Here is a 19421-nt window from a genome sequence, read left to right as displayed (position 1 = left end):
CTGTCAGCTCGTACCGGCACCTGGCGAGAGGGCGAGCCTCCGCGGCGCCGAGTCCTGGCACCAGTCGAGCAGCGCAGCCCGCGCCTGGACGCTCGCGGCGCCACGTGCACCCGGCGCCTGCGTCATCTGCGCGGTCAGGTCGCGCATCCGGCCGATGACCGTGCCGTAGCGCTGCTCCGGCCGAAGCTGGAGAACCGGCAGCAGCACCTCCATCACGGCGTCGGGTTGGCCGACGCCGACGTACCCCATGGCGCGGCTGATCGAGGTCTGCGCCTCGGTGCCGTACGCGCGTACCGGCTGGGCCTGGAGGTGGGTGAGCGCCGACTCGGCTTCGTCCAGGGCTTCGCCGTAGGCCGCGATGCGCAGATGGGAGCTCGCGGCGTACTGCTCCTGCCTGCCGGTGCTGCAGGAGAACAGGCCGCCGATCTCGTCGTCCCCGGTGCTCTGGTCACGCGCGGCCTGGGCGCGGCGCAGAGCCTCCTGGGTCTCCTCGACGGCGCCGAACTTCGACCAGGCATCCGCTTCCTGGCAGGCCAGCAGCGCTCCGACAGTGCCGCCGGCCGCGTACATGGCTCCGCGGCGGGCGTGCTGGACGGCGTCCCTGAGCCGTCCGTCCCAGAAGGCGACCTTGCTGCGGGTGCTCGCCGTCCAGGCGAGCAGGCCCTGGTGCTCCGCCTTCTTGCCGCACAGCCAGGCGGTACGGCCGTGGGCCTCGGCGTCGTCCAGGTGGCCCAGATCGCTGCTCATCCAGGCCAGAAGAGCGCACAGGTATCCGGCGGCGACGTACAGGTCCGACGCTTGCCGCGGTGAGGTGTGCCCCTCCAGCAGCCGGAAGGTGGTGTCGCGCAGGCGCCGAGTGCGGGTGAAGATCTCGACGGCGTCTCCGCCGAGGTAGTCCTTGGCGAGGCGGCGAACGTCGGACTGGATCTGCTCCAAGGCGATGTCGCCGATCGTGCTGGTCTCGGCCCAAGCGGCCCACGCGACCGACTCCTCCGCCGCCTGTCGGACCTCGGCGGCGAGCGTCGGCGCAGGCTCGTCGGGAGTATGGAACAGGTCGGGCGTCTCCCGAACGCGCACGGTCTGCCGCAGGGCGGGTGCCTCCGGGCGGGGCATCGCCCGCCGATCCTCGATGTCCAGCAGCTGCTCGGCCTCGCAGCCGTACACCTCGGCCATGAGGTCGAGAACGGCCTGCGACGGCCGACGGTCGGTCAGCGGCCACTTCTCCCACTTGCCCAGCAGACTGGCGTCGGCGGCCGTGGCATCACCGCGGGTGGCGCCCTCCTCGTTGATGCGGTCAGCGGCCTCCTGCAAGCTCAGACCGTACGCGTGCCGCCACGCTTCACGAGGGCGAAAACCCCAGCGGGCCCGCATTTCGTTCGCGATGTCCGATGCCGAACAACCGACCGCAAGCATTTCACTGCGCAGATTGTCGCGCTGGGCCTTGCTACCGGGCTTCGGAGACTGGGCCATGAGAATCCCCCAGACGTGGTGATGTGTTTTCACGGTAGCGCTCGGTTAGCCGCTCGGCCTGAGAAATGTCCACGTTTCGGGGTGCACCGCCGTCCAAAACCCACCGCAAGGGTAGGCGTCCTCGCAGGTCACAGGGTGCGTTGTCCGTCCAGATTTCCTGGTCGTCATTGCCCGTGACGATTGACATGCGGAAGAGGGACCGTTGAGGCCCTCAATTCCTACCGCTGGAGACGCCATGACAGCCGAGCCCACTGTCGCCAGGCGCGAGCAAGAGTCGGCTGCCGCATGCCGGCTCACGACCGTGTCGGACGAGCCGTCACCGACGAGTACGGAGCACGCGCCGCACGACGGTGCGCTGCCCTGCGCCAGATCCATGCCTCGGATCCCGGAGTCGGCCCACGCGGCACGCACCCTGGTAGCCGACGCCCTGACGTCGTGGGACCTCGCACAGCTCGCGGACGACGCCCTGCTGATCGTGACGGAGCTGGTGTCGAACGCCGTCGCCCACGCTTCGGGGCCCGACATGCGGGTGAGCGTTGCACTCGTGAGCGACCGACGGATTCGCGTCAGCGTGATCGACGCGGAACGCACCCGCCCGCAGGCCCGGCCCTTCGACGTGGAGCGGGAGCGTGGTCGCGGGCTGCTGCTCGTCGAGGCGATGTCCTGCAAGTGGGGTGTCCACCTGCTGCACGAGGGCAAGGCCGTGTGGGCCGAGCTGGAAGCGTCGTTGTGAGTGCGGCGAGCGCGCCCGCGGTGGGCGAGCAGCGGAGGAAGCGGGTGGTCCGTCCACCGAGGAAGAGGCTGATCTTCATTCTCCGCGCCGGGATGCCGCTCGCGAGCCGGGCCGCCCGGGTGACTCAGCAGGACGACGGCAACGCCTGGAGGACCGGGCGGTGCTGGCTTTGGTGCAGCCGGGAGTCGACCCGGGTGCTGCAGATCGGACCCGCCTCGGTGAACGGCGTCACGGCCGGCGTCTACGCGTGCGGTCGCTGCGTCCAGGTGCTGGCGGACCAGATCATCGCCACCCACATGGCGGGAGATATCACCGATGGGCTCGATGACATCTGGCTCGGCGGGGGCGCACACGGACCCCCCAGGGGAAAGCACCGCCGCCGCTCGTGATCTCGGGCCCAAAAGCTCGTCATGTCCGAGCGCCGGCACCCGTTCCGTCCTCCGGCCGCCGCACCGAGCGGTGACCGCTCTCGCTCCTACCGACAGAAAGGGCACGTCAACTCCGCACGCCTTCACCGCGGAGCGGAGGCGGCCCATCCACATAACCCACGACCATCTGCAAAGGGATTCCCCGCCGACATGCCGCAATCTCTCCACCCTCACAGCTCGGACACACATCGCCGCGTCCCCGTCTGCGGGCAGGCAACCACGCTCCCGCCGACCCTCCTGACCTCGGCTCTCTCCCTCGCCGATCACCCCGACGCCCGTTTGGAGGACGTGGAAGTCGCGCTCCGTTGCGTTCTCCAAACGCACGTCGGAGGTGAGCACCACGCCTTCGTGCTACAGCTCGACGTCCCTGACGGTGGGGCCGTATGGACGAGCTGGACGGACGTTCCCCCGACGAAGGTGGAGGTGCGCGCCGACTGCCAGGCGGTCAGCACGCCGGAACGCGGCTCACAGCCCTGCTGCGAATTCGCCGGGCACCCCGGTGTGCACACCTACGACGCTTACGACCCGTGGGGCCTCCTGGAGCGCGGTTGACGCTCTGACGCTTCGCATTCGAAGCGCCTTCACCGTCAGCGGTCAGCAGTGCGATAGGCCGCCGCCGGAGAGCGGCGGCCATACGCGGCCAAGGCCAAGGTCGAGTCCGAGATGAGCGCGTTGCGATCCTCCGCCGTCCCGGAGGGCGGCGGCCACGAGACGGACGGGTTGTACCGGACGGTCCGCGAGTAGTTGCGATCCTCCGCCGTCCCGGAAGGCGGCGGCCACGGTCGCGCCCCCGCCCGCGGGGTTGACGACGTCGTCGTTGCGATCCTCCGCCGTCCCGGAGGGCGGCGGCCACTCGGAGCCGGAGGCCGCCAGGGTGCGCGTGTCGGAGTTGCGATCCTCCGCCGTCCCGGAGGGCGGCGGCCACACGCCTGGTCGCAGCCCGCGCAGACCGACCTCAAGGGGTTGCGATCCTCCGCCGTCCCGGAGGGCGGCGGCCACCCCTGGTCCCGTTCACTCGGGCCAGCCACGAGCAGTTGCGATCCTCCGCCGTCCCGGAGGGCGGCGGCCACGGTACTTGACCAGCACAAGCTCGCCCTGCTGACGGGCTTCTGCCGAAGGGCCGGGCGACCAATTGGTCACACAACGGGCATTCGGCTTCGGTGCGACCCGCGTGTCGCGTGCATGCTTGAGGTTCCGAATCACCGGATGCTCTGTCTCGCCGCAGTGGCAAATCGTGGGCGCCGATAACAGTAGATCAGGTCGCAGCAGCAGCTGGACGGCGCATCTGACGACAACCCATCGCTCCGGGGTCCACGGCTGGCTCAGCAGCGCTTACTCCACCGTCGAGGCCACCGGTGTGACCGCCGCCATGGAACCTGCTCGACCTTAGCGACGCGCCCCGCGTTAAAACAGCGCCATGTGCGTCAGCCGACGACCCCTCACCGCCCCCAGTGGGAACGACTGATTGCCACCGGCCGCCTCCCCTCCCACCTCGCCGGCGCACGCCTCGCCGGAAACCCGCCGCTCAAGGCCGCTCTCGACCTGCTAACCGCCCTCGGTATCGACACCTCCACCGTCTACCGCCTCTCCGGCACTGCCGCGGATGCCCTCTGACGCCGTGACAACGAAGCACCCGAGGACTGTCCCGGCTGGCAGGCGGCCTTTGTCAGTGGTGGGTCGTAGGGTGTGCGGCGTCCCTGGTTCAGGGGTTTGTTGTCGTTCGCGGAGTTGGCACCATGCAACCTCAGTTATACGCACATAGCCGCAGTTCACAGTCACAGCTCAGGCACTCGCTGGAAGATCACCTCCGGGGGACGGCCGCGCTGGCCCGCGGCTTCGGCGCGGTGTTCGGCGCCGGTGAGGTGGCGGAGTATCTCGCGCTGGTGCACGACGTTGGCAAGGGCTGCACGGCATGGCAGGACCGCCTCGTCCATCACGCGGAGCCGTACGGCAAGCCGGTCGGTGTCCCCCACAAAGGGGCGGGGGCCGAGCTGGTGGACCGGTTCGTGGGCCGGCCGTTCGCGGCCGCTGTGGAGGGGCACCACGGGGGGCTCCCCGATCTGCAGGCGCTCGCTGCCGCCCTGGCCAAGGTCAAGGGAAGCGGCCTGGAAGGGGTTCAGGCTCGGGAAGCCTTCCAGTCGGTGGCCCAGCTGGTGCCCGAGATCGTGCGGGACCAGCGAATCCCGTTGCCGCAGTGGTTATCCGGGCTGAGCGCCGACCGGCTGAGGCTCGGCGTGGATCTGCTGGTACGGATACTCTTCAGTTGCCTCGTTGATGCGGACTACCTCGACACGGAGGCCCACTTCGCTGGAGCCCCGGTTCGCCTGGCGGCGCCGGTGGACATGGGCGACCTGGTCAAGCGGTTCGAGGAGCGCCGATCGGCGTTCCTTCGGGACCGGGCGACGACACCGGTGGCGCGTCTGCGCGAACGCGTCTACCAGGAGGCGGTTGCCGCGGCTGAGGGCAAGCCAGGCATGTTCGTGCTGCACGTTCCCACCGGTGGGGCGAAGACGCTGGCAGCCGGTGGGTTCGCCCTGCATCACGCCGCGGCGCACGGGCTGCAGCGCGTCATCGTCGCCGTGCCGTACACCAGCATCACCGAACAGAACGCCAAGGTGTACCGGGACCTCCTCGATCCGCCCCGCACGGGGAACGAGAAGCCGGTGGTCCTGGAACACCACAGTTCGGTGAACCTGGACGAGGACGACGACGTCAGCGAGTGGGCCCGGCTGACCGCGGAGAACTGGGACGCCCCCTTCGTGGTGACGACCACAGTGCAGCTCTTCGAGTCTTTGTTCGCGCGTAAGCCGTCCGCGATGCGGAAGCTCCACCGCGTCGCCGGCTCCGCGATCGTCCTCGACGAGGTCCAGGCGCTCCCCGACCAGCTGCTGATTCCGATCCTCAGCGGCCTGCGAGATCTTGTGGAGCACTTCGGCGTGACCGTGGTCCTGGCCTCGGCGACCCAGCCGGAATTCTGGTCGCTGCCGGAGATGCAGGGCATACCGAAGCACATGGTCGTCAGCGACACCGCGGCGTTGTTCGAACAACTGCGACGCGTCGAGTACGAGTGGCGGCTTGGCGAGGATGTCACCTGGGACAGCGTGGCAGAGGAGATCGCCGCAGACGGTGGGCCGCAGGTGCTCTCGATCGTGAACACCACCAAGGACGCGGCTCACCTGCACCGCCTGCTCAAGGAGCGTGTCCGCGGCAAAGTGGTGCATCTGTCGACGCGGATGACCGGCGGGCACCGCCGGGAGGTCATCGAGGAGATCCGTGCCGATCTCCGGGACGGTACTCCGGTGCGGGTGGTGTCCACGTCGCTGATCGAAGCGGGGGTCGATGTCGACTTTCCCCGGGTCTATCGGGCGTGGGCTCCGGCCGAGTCCCTTCAGCAGGCCGCCGGCCGGTGCAACCGCGAGAACTTGCTGCCCGGTCTGGGCACGGTGGTCGTCTTCCGGCCGAGCGACGGCAGTCAGCCGAACGACGGCGTCTACAAGTCGGCGCTCCAGGCGACCGAGCTGTACTTCGGTCCCGACCTCGCAGCGCCGGACGATCTGGCCTCCCTGCGCAGCTACTACGGCAAGCGGTACGCCTATCTCGGGAGCGGCGGCCGGCCGATGGGTGAGGACGTCGAGAGCGCCCGCCGCGGGCTCGACTTCCCCGAGGTGGACAGGCTCTTCCAGATGATTGACAACCAGCACGCGAGACCCGTTCTGGTCATCCGGGAGGACACCGCCGCGGAGGAGATCGAGGCGGACGTCGCCGCCCTGCGCGACCCGTACGGGCGCCTCAAGGATCTGTCGGGCGTCTTTCGCAGGCTCCAGCCCCACATCGCCTCCCTGCCGCGGAACGAGGTCGACGACGCGTTGCAGGCGGGGCTCGCGGAGCCGGTGGTCGGCGACCTGGTGCTGTGGCTGGGCAGCTACGACGTGGAACGGGGCCTGGACCCCAGCCGTCGGGAAGACCGCAGCGCCTACCAGATTTGAATTGTTTTTCCCAACTTCTCATGTTTTACGACCAGTTGTGCTTACTCTGAGACACTATCTGCTCACCGCATGTCGCCCACTCCGTGGGTGGACGCGGCGCGAACCGGTCGTGGGCGTGTGAGTCCAAGGAGGAATGGTGTGAGTACGTCCTTGCCGAGTGCCCGCCGTGAACGGCGTGGCAACGGCGGCTGGGCCTTCCCGGACCTGGTGGTCGAGACCTGGGGTGACCTGGCCTGCTTCACGAGGCCGGAGCTGAAGGTCGAGCGGGTCAGCTACCCCGTGATGACGCCTTCGGCCGCCACCGGGCTGCTGGAGTCGATCTTCTGGAAACCGCAGTTCAACTACGCCATCACCAAGATCGAGGTGCTTGCCCCGATCCGGTGGATGCAGGTCCGTCGCAACGAGGTGCAGTCGGGCATCTCCGACCAGCGGGTGGCGCAGCTCCGTACGGACCGCACGGCCCGCTACGACGCCTCCGAGGATCGCGACCAGCGCAACACCGTCGCCTTGCGCGACGTCCGCTACCGGATCCACGCGCAGGTCGTGACCATCTCGCAGGAAGAGAGCCCCGAGGAGAAGTACCGCCAGCAACTCCGCAAGAGGGTGGAGCGCGGTGCGTGCTTCTCACAGCCGTTCTTCGGCTGCCGGGAATTCACGGCCCAGTTCGGTCCCGCCGACCCGGCCTACGAGGTCCAGCGGGACTGCACTCAGGAGTTGGGCCTCATGCTGCACTCCATCGCCTACACCCCGCAGGGCGAGCGCTACCGCTGGTTCCGTGCTTCGGTCAGCGAAGGGGTCATGGAGGTACCGCTCGCGCCGCTGCCGGACGAGGCGGTCGCCATGCCGTCCGGCTCGCAGCGTGCCGCCCGGGCCGGACGGTGACGGCGTGCTGCTGCAGAAGCTCACCGCGTACGCCGATCACGTTGCCGAGACGCTGCCGGCCGAGTTCTACCGGGAAAAGCAGATCCACTGGATCCTGGACATCGCCGAGGACGGGGCCGACGCGGAACTGCGGGACAGGCGCGTACCGGCGAAGTCGCGGGACCAGGCACTGATCCAGCCGGTTCCCTATGTGCAGCGGTCCGGCACGAAGGTGCCGCCCTACCTGCTGGTGGACACCGCGGAGTTCGTCCTCGGTCTGCCCAAGACCGCTGACAAGACGGCCGGTCCCTCGGAGAAGGAGACGACCGAGGCCGAACGGCGGAACGCCGCCTATCGGGAGTTGGTCCTGCGGTGGGCCGAGGGCCAGGCCGGGGATGCGCGCGCGGACGCCGTACGAAGGTTCTTCGCCTCGGACGCCCTCGCAGGACTCAAGCAGGACCTCCCGGACATCGACGCCAAGGACACCGTGGCGTTGATGGTCGGGACGCAGTTCCTCCACGAGGAGCCCTCGGCAAAGAAGCTGTGGGCTCTCGTAGCCCGCGAGCGCAAGGGCGGCGAGGTCGGCCTCTGCCTGGTGTGCGGCGAGTACGGCGCTCTGCTCGCCACGATTCCCGAGCCGGTCAAGAAGGGCGCGATCCCTAGCGCGGGAGGGACGAACGAGGGGCAGCTGGTCTCGATCAACACGTCGGCCCAGGGCCGCAACGGTGTCATGCAGCTCGCCAACACGCCGATCTGCGATCGGTGCGGCGCCAGGGCCATGGCCGGTCTCAACCATCTCCTGTCCCGGCCTGGCCACCACCACCGCATGCCCGGCGAGGGGGTCATGGTCTGGTGGACGCGCGAGAACACCGAGGACACCCTGGAGGCCCTGCTCTTCGGCGGCGAGCCCGATCCGGCGGCCATCAGCCACGCCATCTCCGTGCTCCACAAGGCCCCCGACCCCGTGGCCGGGCAGCTGGTCTCCCCCGACGACTTCCACAGCCTCACCCTCGGCCTCAACAACGCGCGCGTCGTCGTCCGCGAGTGGCTGGATCTCCCCGTGGAGCAGCTCCAGGCCAACCTGGGAGCCTGGTACGAGGACCACGGCGTGCACAACGGCTGGACCGGCGAGACGCAGTACGTACCCCTGTGGCAGCTGACGCTGTGCATGGGACGGGCGAGCGGCGACCGCTACGTGAAGGACACCGCCCCGCACGGCATGCAGACCGCCCTCGTGCACAGTGCCCTGCACCGCGCTCCGCTACCGGCCTGGGTACTGCCCCGCCTGCTGCTGCGCATCCACGCCGACGCCCGCGTCGACGCCCCGCGCATCGCGCTGCTGCGCCTGATTCTCAACCGCTCCGCCTACCCCGAGGACCACCTCATGCCGACCCTCGACCCGGACCAGCCCGACGTCCCGTACCTCTGCGGGCGCGCATTCGCCGTCCTGGAGGCCATCCAGCGTGCCGCCCTGCCGAAGCTCAACACCACGCTGCGAGACAAGCACTTCCGTACGGCCGCCACCGCCCCGGGGACGACTCTCACCCACCTGCGCTTCGACGCGATGGCCCACCTCAAGCGGCTGCGCCGTGACAACCAAGGCGCCGGCGTCGCCCTGGAGAACCGGCTGACGGAGATCTTCCAGGGCATCGACCATCTGCCCGTCCATCTCACTCCCCGCCAGCAGGCGCGGTTCGTCATCGGCTACGAGCACCAGCGCGCCGACGACCTCGCCGCCCGCCGCGCCCGCAAGGCCGAGAAGGACGCCAGGAAGGCGTCCGACGAGCCGACCACCGCCTGATCCGCCCTCTTACGTTCCACGCAAGGAGTACCGACGTGAGCGTCGCACCGCACCTCGACCCCACCCGCAAGCACGACTTCGTCTTCCTCGTCGACTGCCTCGACAGCAACCCCAACGGCGACCCCGACAACGGCGGGATGCCCCGTACCGACCCGATCACCGGACAGGGCCTGATCACCGACGTCGCGATCAAGCGGAAGATCCGCAACACCGTCGCGATGTTCAACGAGCACGAGAAGAGGCCCGGCTACGAGATCTACGTGGAGGCCGGGGTCGCCCTCAACGCCCAGCACGAGCGCGCCTACGCGGCCGATCAGGGCAACGCCCGCGACAAGAAGAGCGCCCAGGCCTGGATGTGCCAGAACTTCTTCGACGTGCGCATGTTCGGGGCCGTGATGTCGACCGGCAAGAAGGACAAGCAGGCGGGCCGGGTGCAGGGGCCCGTGCAGATCGGGTTTTCCCGCAGCATCGACCCCGTCACGCCCTTCGACATCGGGATCACCCGTGTCACGCCCACCAAGCAGGAGGACGTCGACGCGTGGAACGACCCCGACCCCAAGAAGACGGAAGGGGGGAAGGAGACGGAGATGGGCTCCAAGCACATCGTGCCCTACGGCCTGTACCGCGGCGCCGGCCACTTCAGCGCCCCCCTCGCCGCCCGCACCGGCGTGAACAGTGAAGACCTGGCCACCTTCTGGCGTGCCTTCACCCTCATGTTCGACCACGACCGGGCCGCCGCCCGCGCCAACATGGCTCTGCGCGGCCTCTACGTCTTCACCCACGAGGACGCCTTCGGGCGCGCACCGGCCCACACCCTGCTCGACCTCGTCGCCGTGAAGCCCCTGGGCGACGCCGGCGCCCGGTCCTTCACCGACTACGGGACCGTCGAGATCCACGACGCCGACCTGCCCGCCGGCGTCACCCTCACGACCCTTCGGACGATCGCCCAGTGACGTGACCGCCACCACCGCTCGGGGCGGGCAGGGGGAGGCAGGCCTCGTGCAGGTCTCCCTCTCCTCCCTGGAGCACTACACCTACTGCCCCAGGCAGTGCGGGCTGATCCTCCTGGAGGACGCCTTCACCGATGACGCGGCAACCGTCCGCGGCACCCTTCTCCACCAGCGGGTCGACACGCCGGGCGCGCAACGTCGGGCCAGTGTCCGCACGCTCCACGCGCTGCCCGTGTGGCACGACGGCCACGGGCTGACCGGCGTCTGCGACACCGTGGAGATCCACGCCGACGGCCGGATCCTGCCCGTCGAACACAAATCGGGCCGCTACATCCCCGGAGGACCGGCGGACATCCAGGTCGCGGCCCAGGCGATGTGCCTGGAGGGAATGTTCGACCGCCCGGTCCCCGAAGCCGCGATCTACTCGGCCGCAGACCGACGACGTCATCTGCTCGCTGTCGACGAGCCACTACGCGCCCGCGTCCTGGAGGTGACCGTCGCCGTACGAGCGCTGCTCGCGGGGCAGACCCTCCCGGCTGCGCTCGCCGATGGCCGTTGCCGACGCTGCTCCATGGTGACCGGCTGCATGCCCGACGTCCTCGCGGCGACCGACCGCTTCCAACGAGCCCTCACCGACCTCTACCGCATCGACAACGCTCCGGACGGCGACGAGTGACCACCGAACTCCTCAACACCCTCTACGTCCAGACCCAGGGCACGCAGCTGCGTCTGGAGCAGGACTCGCTGCGCGTCCGGATACCCGACGTGGCAGGGCGCAAGATCCTGCCGCTCAAGCGCATCGAGAGCATCGTGGTGTACGGCCACGTCGACCTGTCCACCGAGCTGATCACCCGCTGCGCCCAGGACAACCGCCCGGTCACCTGGATGACCCAGGGAGGCCGCTACCTCGCCAGGCTGGACAGCGCCGTGCACGGAAACGTCCTGCTCCGGCACGCCCAGCACCAGCTCCACGACGACCCCGTGGCACGGCTCGGTATCGCACGCAACATCGTCGCCGGCAAGATCCGGAACAGCCGCTGGATCCTCCTGCGTGCGGCCCGGGACGCGACCGCCGCGCCGCGCGACCGTATGCGCGCGGTGATCGTCGAGCTCGAAGGCGCCCTCGCGGCCACGGCGACGGCAGAGTCGCTCGACATCGTCATGGGTATCGAGGGCAACGCGGCCCGTGCCTACTTCGCCGCCCTGCGCGACGCGCTGCGCCCCGCGGAAGGCATCCCCGCCTTCACCCACCGCAACCGCCGCCCGCCCACGGACCCCGTCAACGCCCTGCTCTCCTTCACGTACGGCCTCCTCCGCGGACTCGTCCACGGAGCGGCCGAACAGGTTGGCCTCGACCCGTACATCGGCTTCCTCCACGGCCTGCGCCCCGGTAAGCCCGCCCTCGCACTCGACCTGATGGAGGAATTCCGCCCCGTCCTCGCCGACCGCTTCGCCCTCACCCTCTTCAACCGCCGACAGCTGCGTTCTGAGCACTTCGAAAACGTGACGGGCGGCGCCGTGCGTCTCACCGACGACGGCCGAAAGGCCGTCATCGCAGCCTGGCAGGACTGGAAGACCCAGCCCTGGGAACACCCACTTGCCGGCCGCGAGGCCCCCGCAGGACTCCTCCCCACCGTCCAGGCACGCATCCTCGCCCGCCACCTGCGCGGCGAACTCCCCGGCTACCTGCCCTGGACCGCCCAGTGACCGATCTCCTCGTGACCTACGACGTCGACACCACGTCGCCGGAAGGTCGCCGCCGACTGCGACGGGTCGCCAAACTCTGCGAGGGCTATGGGTTACGCGTCCAGAAGTCCGTCTTCGAGATCGTCGCCGACGAGAAGGATCTCCTCCAACTCCTGGCCAAGCTGGACCACGTGATCGACGCGGACACCGACAACATCCGCGTGTACCGCCTCCCGCCGAACGGTTTCAGGGACGTCCACACGCTGGGTGTCGCGAGCGCGCTACCGCACCGGGAGGATTTGGTCCTGTGAGGGAGCGATAGAGCACGACCTGGCTCCAATTCTTCATGGGCGGACGCTTGGAATCCTCGGTACGCCACGGAAGAGCACGTGAATTTACTTCAGAATCCAGAAAATCAATCTGACTACAACTTGCGAAAAAATAGAGAGACAGAGATTACCAGTTGATCGAATGATCCGAGTAATCCAGGGATTCCTCGGCAGCCCACCGGACATGTGACCCCTCACTTGCCCACCTCATTGGTGGCTAAAGTGCACTTACTCCTTGACAGAACGAAAGTAGCAAAACGCAGGCCCTCCTCACCGGACGACACCGAAGCACGTCAAAATAAGAAAAGATTAATAGCCAACGGAGAGGCGCTCTCCTCAAAGCTTCGTGTATAAATGCGGCAACCGTCTTCGAGGGCGGGAAGTAGCGGCAGCTTCTTCGCAAGTTGCTGAGGATCGAAACTGTCACGGAGTGACATTCGCGACTACCCACGCCCTGCCAAGACCTTCATTTACCGGCCAGGGCGCCGTGCTCAGCGGGCGGCATGACGCCCGCTGAGCACTGATTGTCAACCGCACCTGCGGACGCCACGACGCGCCAGCCCCAAAGAACCGAGAATTTCTTGCTGGTCCCCGCATCACAGCGGCGCCGGGCTCCGGAGAGCGACGACCACCGCCGGTCCGTGTGCTGCTCCACTATCCAGTACTTCTGGTTGCGATCCTCCGCCGTCCCGGAGGGCCAGCGGCCACGTGTCACCTGGCGTACGCGGAGACGGTCTTGGTCCCGTTGCGATCCTCCGCCGTCCTGGAGGGCGGCGGCCACTACGTGGGTCATCAGACCGGGCAGGAGGTCGGGTGGTTGCGATCCTCCGTCGACCCAGAGGGCGACGGCCACCTCCAGGGCCCGCAGGTGCTCAGCCACCTCGGGGTAGTTGCGATCCTCCGTCGACCCGGAGGGCGACGGCCACGTGGGTAACCGACACACCTGGCCTCAGTCGGGCGAATGTTGCGATCCTCCGTCGACCCGGAGGGCGACGGCCACCTGCACGGCGTCGGTCTCGTCGTACTTGCGGTGGCAGTTGCGATCCTCCGTCGACCCGGAGGGCGACGGCCACGGACGAGCCGGTGTCGGTGGGCGGGTAGGTCCCGCGGTTGCGATCCTCCGTCGACCCGGAGGGCGACGGCCACGATCGCGGGGGCGTGCCAGCGCTCCCCGGTGAGACCGTTGCGATCCTCCGTCGACCCGGAGGGCGACGGCCACACCGTCGCGATCGTCTGCCTGTGGAAATGGGCGAAGTTGCGATCCTCCGTCGACCCGGAGGGCGACGGCCACACCACGAGGCCCACGACGGCTGCGGCTGGCGCGACGTTGCGATCCTCCGTCGACCCGGAGGGCGACGGCCACGAGGCCACGCGGGTCCTGGACGCCGAGGCCGCGGGGTTGCGATCCTCCGTCGACCCGGAGGGCGACGGCCACCCTCGACGTCGCGGTCGAAGTCGACGCGCCAGAGCCGGTTGCGATCCTCCGTCGACCCGGAGGGCGACGGCCACCCCGGACTCTGCGCTGCACCTTGATGGCGAAGGAGCGGTTGCGATCCTCCGTCGACCCGGAGGGCGACGGCCACTGGTGCTGTTCGCCGCGGCGACGGCCCGGGTGTACGGGTTGCGATCCTCCGTCGACCCGGAGGGCGACGGCCACGGTACTTGACCAGCGTAGTCCTGCCCGGTGGGGTCTTGCTGACAGGAGCACGCGGGGGTCAAGTGGGTCAATATCCGACATTATCCTTCGGTGCGAACCGCGTGTCGCGTGTGCACTTGAGGTTCCGAACCAACAGGCCGTCGGCCCTCTCTGCTCGGCACGAAACTTCACCGCGATCACGCAGTCCAAACGTGACGATGGCGCGAACTTACCTCAGGACAGGCAAGCTCCCTCCAGAGGGGACCGAACACCGATCCGGCTGCGCCGACCACGGCCGGCACGGCGCGCCGAAGACGGCGAACAGCCAGGCCACCTGAAGTGACCGCCCACTGTCGCCTTCCGCATCGTCAGAGGTGGTCGCTGGCGAACCCTCCACGAGCAGCGCCGGGGCGATGCGCCCAGTTGTGACGAGCCGGGCACCCGGCCAACGCCCCTCGCCAGGGCCCGCCCAAGGCGGAAATTCGCCCGTTCGCGTGAACTCATGGTCGTTCCGGACGCCGGTCCGGCCGAAGACGAGATTTGTGCGCACATCCGCAGCTCAGAGTCATCTGATGACACGTCAGTAAACTCAGCATCGGGTCAGCATCAGTCCTGGAATGCCAGGTCACAGCCGGTCCCACAAGGGAACCGCCAAGGCCCTCCGGACCGGGTCCGCGACGGCCCCGCCACGGCTTCGGCGTGCCCTCCCGGGGCCGCGGTGCCCGCCGCGGCGGAGCGCGTCGGGGATCGCGGCGGCAGCCGGAAAACCCCAGCTCACCGCACCCGCCCCCGTGCCTTCAGCGGCGTCGCCGGGAGCGCCGGGGCCTCAAGGCGGGGGCCCGCGTAGCCGTGGACCTCGCCGAAGCGGGTGCCGGTGCGCCAGGCCTCGCGGGCTTCTACGATGTCCTCACCTGACCGGCCGACGAAGTTCCAGAACATGACGATGCGTTCGGCGAAGGGCTCGCCGCCCAAAAGCATCAGGGAGCTGTCGGTGGTGGCATGGAGGGGGAGTTCGGTGCGGCCGGCGCCGAGGTAGAGCATCGAGCCGGGGGTCAGGGGGACGCCGTCGACGTCGGTGGAGCCGGACATCGGGAGGGCCGCGTACTCGAAGTCGGGCTGGAGGGGGAGGCGGGCGCGGGTGCCCTCGGGGAGGGTGAGGTCGGCGCCGACGAGGGGGGTGTGGGTGGTGCCGGGCGAGACGGTGCCGTCGAGGTCGCCGAGGATGACGGTGGCGTGCAGGCCGCCGCCCGTGACGGTGGGCAGCTCCGGGTGGTGCTCGAACGCGGGCGGGATGTCCAGGGCGGTGCCGGGCAGGGCGACCCACAGCTGGGCCCCGTGCAGGTAGCGCGCGTGCTCCCGGGGGGATTCCTCGGAGTGCGAGATACCGCGGCCGGAGGTCATCAGGCCCAGCTCGCGCGGCCGTACGGTCTGCTTGCTGCCCAGGCTGTCGCGGTGCAGCACCTCGCCCTCGTGCAGCCAGCTGACGGTCTGCAGGCCGGTGTGCGGGTGCGGCGGCACCTGCATGCCGGGCTCCTGGGCGATGGGGGTACCTCCCGGGCCGCTAGGCCCAGGGGGAGCGTCGGGCCCGTAGTGGTCGACGAAGCACCAGGCGCCGACCATGCGCCGGCCGAGGTTCGGCAGCAGCCTGCGCACCTGCGTGCTCTCGCCGAGCGGCACGGTGCGGGCGGTGAGCAGTTCGTGGACAGGGGCGGCGGACACGTCCTGGCGGCCGCCGCAGACGGTGGCCGCGGGCTTCACGTCGAGGTTGCTCATGCGTCGATCATGCACCGGGGCGCCCGTCCGGGCGCGGGAGCGGGTGGTTGAATCGCCGTATGAGCGAAGGCATTCAGGGGGACGCGGCCGCCGGCCTCTCCGCGGACGAGGTCATCGACATCGTGGACGAGCACGACGTGGTCGTCGGCCGGGCGCGGCGCGCCGACGCGTACGCCCGCGGCCTGCGCCACCGCGCGGCGTTCGTGCTCGTGACCGACGGCGCCGGACGGGTGTTCGTCCACCGGCGCACCGCGCGGAAGCTGATCTTCCCGTCGCTGTACGACCTTTTCGTGGGCGGCGTGCTGGGCACGGGCGAGTCCTACGACGAGGCGGCGCTCCGCGAGGCCGAGGAGGAGCTGGGGGTCAGCGGGCTGCCGCGGCCGGAGCCGCTCTTCCGCTTCCTCTACGAGGAGGGCGCGCACAGCTGGTGGTCCGCCGTCTACCGGGTGCGCTGCGACCTGCCGGTGGCGCCGCAGCCCGAGGAGGTCGCCTGGCACGGTTTCCTGACGGAGGAGGAGCTGACGCGGCGGCTGGCGGAGTGGCAGTGGGTGCCGGACGGCCTGGAGGCCTACCACCGGCTGCAGGACTGGCGGGCGGAGCATCCCGGGCGGGGATGACCCCCTGCGGGCTGCCGCTCAGAGCAGCAGCAGGCCCGCGAGCACCGACACCGCGTTCGCCGCCGTCGAGGCCGCGTACGGCGCGGGGCCGCGCAGCCGCAGCAGACGTGCCGTCAGCCACCCCTCCACCAGCACCACCGCGGCCTCGGCGGCGGCGAAGGCGGGCCAGTAGACGGCAAGCGGCACATGGCGGAGGAACCACCACAGGAGCGGGTGCGTCACACAGTTGACGATCACGGCGGCGCCCGCCGTACGCCCGGGCGGGGCCTGGGACGCGGCGGCCAGCGCGGCCGTGTAGACGGGCACCTCGGTCGCCACGGTGAGGGCGAGGGCCGCGGGATAGGACACGGCGGGATCGTGTCACGGGGAGGGAAGCCATGGCCAGTGCGGTCGGAGCGGGGGTGGCCGCGGGCGGTCCGCGTGTCCGCGGCCGGATCCGCGGCAGCGACGGTGCCGGAGCGGTGGGCAGCGGCCCGGTCGCCGGTTTCGCGCTGCTGACGGTGGCGGTCCTGGCCGTGTCCCTGCGGATGCCCGCGGGCACGGCGGTGGTGGGGCTGGCGAGCCTGGGCATCCTGCACAACGTGCTGGAGCTGCGCTACATGGCGGGCCGCTTCGAGCAGGTGCTGCACGGCGCCTTCCTGCGGCTGCTGGCCGCGCTGATCACCGGCATCGTGCTGTGCCGGGTGCTGCCCGCCTCGGCGGCGACCCGCGACGGCGAGATCCTGCTGGCGTACGGGCTGCTCGCGGTGGCGTGCGTGCACGCGCTGCGGCACCGCCCGTGGGTGCTGGCGGGCGCCGGTGCGGTGATCGCGGCGTCCACGACGGCGTCGCTGAGCTTCCCCGCCTACCACTTCGTCGTCCTCACGCATCTGCACAACGTGGTGCCGCTGGTCTTCCTGTGGGAGTGGTCGCGCGGCATGGGCCGCGGCCGCCGGCTCTTCCGCGCGGTGCAGGCCGGCTGGGTGCTGGTGATCCCGGCGCTGATCCTGGCCGGCGCGTTCGACCCGCTGATGGGCTCCGGCTCCGGCTGGACGCGGCGGCTGTCCGCGACGTACACCCCTCCCGCGTGGCTGCACAGCGGCGCCGACCTGCGCTTCATCACCGTCTTCGCCTTCATGGCGCTCATGCACTACCTGGTGTGGGTGTGGTTCATGCCGCGCTACGCGCCCGACGCGACCGCGGCCTTCGAGCGGCGGGTGCCGGTGCTGAACGCCCGCCGGGCGTGGGCGCTGGGCCTGGGCGCGGGCGCCGCGCTCGCCGCGCTGTTCGTGAGCGACTACGACCAGGGCACCTCGGTCTACGCGGCGCTGGCCAGCTACCACGCCTACCTGGAATTCCCGGTCCTGCTGATGCTCGTCCTGGGCATGGGCCCGAAGGCCGCCCCCGCCACCACGACCACGACCCCGACCACCGCTGCCGCCGGAGGCACCGTATGACCACGACCAGCACCGCCACCGTCCTGCTCGCCGACATCGCGCCCCGCCGGGATTCGGGCGGCGGCGACCACACCGCCGTCATCGTCGTGTCCGTCGTCCTGGTCGTGGCCCTGGTGGTGCTGGTGTACGCGGCGATGCAGCGTCGCCGCAGGTGAACGGGGTGGCGGGTGGCCGGGGACAGGGCCCGCGGGTGGGCCGGGGCGGCACCGCTTAGTGTGGACGGGTGAGCATATTCGAGCGGCTGGACGGCGGACGTGACGCGGTCCGGCTGTGGTTCGCGCCGGCCCGGGTCCAGGAGGAGGGCGAGACTCCGGACTACCGCTTCTCGCTCGCCAACGAGCGGACCTTCCTGGCCTGGATCCGCACCGCGCTCGCGCTGATCGGCGGCGGTTTCGCCATCGACCAGTTCCTCACCGACCATCTGACGCACTGGGCCCGGGTGACGTTCGCCCTCGCCCTGCTCGCCGGGGGTGTCGCCTGCACCCTGCGGGCGGTCAACCACTGGGTGCGGTGCGAGCGGGCCATGCGGCACGGCGCCAACCTGCCGGTCTCCCGCTTCCCCGCCGCGCTGGCGGTGCTGATCGGGGTGATCGCGCTGGTCATGGTCGGTGTGGTGGTCGCGGGCTGGGCCGGATGACCTCCCGGCGGCTGCCCGTCGAGACCGACCGCGACCCCGGGCTCCAGCCGGAGCGCACCCGCCTGGCGTGGCGGCGCACCACGCTGAGCTGCGCGGTCGTCGCGGTGCTGGCCGGCCGCCAGGCCCTGCACGGCGGCGCCTACGTCACCCTCGCGGTCGGCCTCGCCGCCCTGGTCTTCCTGGCCTTCCTGTGGCTCGCCCACCACCGCATCCAGCAGCTGGGCTTCCCCCGCCCGCGGCTCCTCCCGCACGCCGTCGCCCTCGCGGTCGCGGCCTGCATGCTCGCCCTCGCCGCCTTCGGCGCCGCGGCGGTGTGGTGAACCCCGCCGGGCGGGTGCGTAGTATCCACGGGTAGCCCGGCGGGCGGGACGCCGCGGGGCCGGGGCCGCGCGTACCGTACGGCTCCGCGGGCGTATCGGCGGCTGAGGGAGGCACGGGCGATGACGGCTGGACCGGCGGCGCGCACGGTGGTCGTGGTGATGGGGGTCTCGGGCTCCGGGAAGTCGACCGTCGGGGGGCTGCTCGCGGAGCGGCTGGGCGTGGAGTACGCAGAGGCCGACGACTTCCACCCGGCCGGGAACATCGCCAAGATGGCGGCCGGGCAGCCGCTGGACGACGCCGACCGGGCGCCGTGGCTGGACGCGATAGCCGCCTGGATCGCCGGGCGGGGCGGCCGCGGCGGCGTGGTGAGCTGCTCGGCGCTGCGCCGCCGCTACCGGGACCGGCTGCGGGGCGCCGCGGACGGGGTCTTCTTCCTGCACCTGGACGGCACGCCGGAGCTGATCGGCTCCCGGCTGGCGGCGCGCACGGAGCACTTCATGCCCGCGGGGCTGCTCGGCTCGCAGTTCGAGGCGCTGGAGCCGCTGGACGCGGACGAGCCCGGGGCCGCCGTACCCCTGGACGGCGGGCCCCGGGAGATCGCCGAACGGGCACTGGCCGTACTGCCGCGCTGACCTGCGGCTCGGGCCCGGGAGACCGCCGGGCCGGCACCGGCGTACTGCCGTACTGACCCGCACCCGGGCCCGGGAGACCGCCGGGCCGGCCCGCGCCCTGCCCCGCGTACGCCCTACGGCATCGT

General features: G+C 70.3%; 20 protein-coding genes and 2 CRISPR repeat arrays. Of the genes, 17 read left to right on the top strand and 3 right to left on the bottom strand.

Annotated elements, in window-relative coordinates; translation table 11 throughout:
- Positions 1 to 3: 3 nt before the first annotated feature.
- Positions 4 to 1311 carry an XRE family transcriptional regulator gene (locus ACH4SL_RS24290; protein ID WP_398448982.1) on the bottom strand — a complete coding sequence of 436 codons (1308 nt, stop codon included), beginning with the start codon at positions 1309 to 1311 and terminating at the stop codon, positions 4 to 6.
- 532 nt (positions 1312 to 1843) lie between these two features.
- Between ACH4SL_RS24290 and ACH4SL_RS24285 the strand changes: the two genes are divergently transcribed.
- The 11 genes from ACH4SL_RS24285 (at position 1844) to cas2 (ending at position 12226) form a co-directional block, all read left to right on the top strand.
- Positions 1844 to 2203 (top strand): ATP-binding protein, encoded by a 360-nt coding sequence (locus ACH4SL_RS24285; protein WP_398448980.1) that lies wholly within the window; start codon positions 1844 to 1846, stop codon positions 2201 to 2203.
- A gap of 194 nt (positions 2204 to 2397) precedes the next feature.
- Positions 2398 to 2592, top strand: a complete 195-nt coding sequence (locus ACH4SL_RS24280; protein ID WP_398448978.1) for a hypothetical protein — start codon at positions 2398 to 2400, stop codon at positions 2590 to 2592.
- A gap of 387 nt (positions 2593 to 2979) precedes the next feature.
- Positions 2980 to 3183 carry a hypothetical protein gene (locus tag ACH4SL_RS24275; RefSeq protein WP_398448976.1) on the top strand — a complete coding sequence of 68 codons (204 nt, stop codon included), beginning with the start codon at positions 2980 to 2982 and terminating at the stop codon, positions 3181 to 3183.
- A 45-nt stretch (positions 3184 to 3228) separates the two neighbouring features.
- Positions 3229 to 3701: a CRISPR direct-repeat array (repeat unit 37 nt; unit sequence GTTGCGATCCTCCGCCGTCCCGGAGGGCGGCGGCCAC).
- Between the two features lie 349 nt (positions 3702 to 4050).
- Positions 4051 to 4245 (top strand): hypothetical protein, encoded by a 195-nt coding sequence (locus tag ACH4SL_RS24270; RefSeq protein ID WP_398448974.1) that lies wholly within the window; start codon positions 4051 to 4053, stop codon positions 4243 to 4245.
- A gap of 122 nt (positions 4246 to 4367) precedes the next feature.
- The gene (locus ACH4SL_RS24265) at positions 4368 to 6617 is read left to right on the top strand and encodes a CRISPR-associated endonuclease Cas3'' (protein WP_398448972.1); all 2250 of its coding nucleotides are present in this window, start codon (positions 4368 to 4370) and stop codon (positions 6615 to 6617) included.
- A gap of 138 nt (positions 6618 to 6755) precedes the next feature.
- On the top strand, positions 6756 to 7499 hold the full coding sequence (gene cas5c, locus ACH4SL_RS24260; protein WP_398448970.1) for a type I-C CRISPR-associated protein Cas5c: 744 nt from the start codon (positions 6756 to 6758) through the stop codon (positions 7497 to 7499).
- Positions 7500 to 7503: 4 nt separating this feature from the next.
- Positions 7504 to 9279, top strand: a complete 1776-nt coding sequence (cas8c, locus tag ACH4SL_RS24255; RefSeq protein WP_398448968.1) for a type I-C CRISPR-associated protein Cas8c/Csd1 — start codon at positions 7504 to 7506, stop codon at positions 9277 to 9279.
- Between the two features lie 35 nt (positions 9280 to 9314).
- Entirely contained in the window at positions 9315 to 10232 is a 918-nt protein-coding gene (gene cas7c, locus ACH4SL_RS24250) for a type I-C CRISPR-associated protein Cas7/Csd2 (protein WP_398448966.1), read from the top strand.
- A 1-nt stretch (position 10233) separates the two neighbouring features.
- A complete protein-coding gene (gene cas4 / locus ACH4SL_RS24245; RefSeq protein ID WP_398448964.1) occupies positions 10234 to 10905 on the top strand; it encodes a CRISPR-associated protein Cas4 in 672 nt (223 codons plus the stop codon).
- Positions 10902 to 11936, top strand: coding sequence for a type I-C CRISPR-associated endonuclease Cas1c (cas1c, locus tag ACH4SL_RS24240; protein WP_398448962.1), 1035 nt, complete (start codon positions 10902 to 10904; stop codon positions 11934 to 11936). The genes cas4 and cas1c overlap by 4 nt, the downstream gene beginning before the upstream one ends.
- Complete coding sequence (cas2, locus tag ACH4SL_RS24235) at positions 11933 to 12226, top strand: CRISPR-associated endonuclease Cas2 (protein WP_398448960.1); 294 nt, start codon at positions 11933 to 11935, stop codon at positions 12224 to 12226. Before cas1c ends, cas2 begins: the two co-directional genes overlap by 4 nt.
- A gap of 688 nt (positions 12227 to 12914) precedes the next feature.
- A CRISPR array of direct repeats spans positions 12915 to 13901; the repeat unit is 37 nt; unit sequence GTTGCGATCCTCCGTCGACCCGGAGGGCGACGGCCAC.
- 753 nt (positions 13902 to 14654) lie between these two features.
- Here cas2 and ACH4SL_RS24230 read toward each other — a convergent pair.
- Positions 14655 to 15653 (bottom strand): pirin family protein, encoded by a 999-nt coding sequence (locus ACH4SL_RS24230; protein ID WP_398448958.1) that lies wholly within the window; start codon positions 15651 to 15653, stop codon positions 14655 to 14657.
- Positions 15654 to 15712: 59 nt separating this feature from the next.
- Between ACH4SL_RS24230 and ACH4SL_RS24225 the strand changes: the two genes are divergently transcribed.
- A complete protein-coding gene (locus tag ACH4SL_RS24225) occupies positions 15713 to 16270 on the top strand; it encodes an NUDIX domain-containing protein (protein ID WP_398448956.1) in 558 nt (185 codons plus the stop codon).
- Positions 16271 to 16288: 18 nt separating this feature from the next.
- Here the strand turns inward: ACH4SL_RS24225 and ACH4SL_RS24220 are convergent, their stop codons facing one another.
- Entirely contained in the window at positions 16289 to 16618 is a 330-nt protein-coding gene (locus tag ACH4SL_RS24220; RefSeq protein ID WP_398448954.1) for a hypothetical protein, read from the bottom strand.
- A gap of 29 nt (positions 16619 to 16647) precedes the next feature.
- On the opposite strand from ACH4SL_RS24220, the gene ACH4SL_RS24215 reads away from it, so the two are divergent.
- The 5 genes from ACH4SL_RS24215 (at position 16648) to ACH4SL_RS24195 (ending at position 19296) form a co-directional block, all read left to right on the top strand.
- A complete protein-coding gene (locus ACH4SL_RS24215) occupies positions 16648 to 17706 on the top strand; it encodes a hypothetical protein (RefSeq protein ID WP_398448952.1) in 1059 nt (352 codons plus the stop codon).
- Positions 17703 to 17861 carry a hypothetical protein gene (locus tag ACH4SL_RS24210; RefSeq protein WP_398448950.1) on the top strand — a complete coding sequence of 53 codons (159 nt, stop codon included), beginning with the start codon at positions 17703 to 17705 and terminating at the stop codon, positions 17859 to 17861. The genes ACH4SL_RS24215 and ACH4SL_RS24210 overlap by 4 nt, the downstream gene beginning before the upstream one ends.
- A gap of 68 nt (positions 17862 to 17929) precedes the next feature.
- Complete coding sequence (locus tag ACH4SL_RS24205; protein ID WP_398448948.1) at positions 17930 to 18343, top strand: YidH family protein; 414 nt, start codon at positions 17930 to 17932, stop codon at positions 18341 to 18343.
- A complete protein-coding gene (locus ACH4SL_RS24200; protein ID WP_398448945.1) occupies positions 18340 to 18663 on the top strand; it encodes a DUF202 domain-containing protein in 324 nt (107 codons plus the stop codon). The genes ACH4SL_RS24205 and ACH4SL_RS24200 overlap by 4 nt, the downstream gene beginning before the upstream one ends.
- 120 nt (positions 18664 to 18783) lie before the next feature.
- Positions 18784 to 19296, top strand: coding sequence for a gluconokinase (locus ACH4SL_RS24195; protein WP_398448943.1), 513 nt, complete (start codon positions 18784 to 18786; stop codon positions 19294 to 19296).
- The last annotated feature ends 125 nt before the right edge of the window (positions 19297 to 19421 follow it).

Source organism: Streptomyces sp. NPDC021020, assembly GCF_044333285.1.
In the GTDB taxonomy this organism is placed as follows: Bacteria; Actinomycetota; Actinomycetes; order Streptomycetales; family Streptomycetaceae; genus Actinacidiphila.
This window is presented reverse-complemented; position numbering and strand designations above follow the sequence as displayed.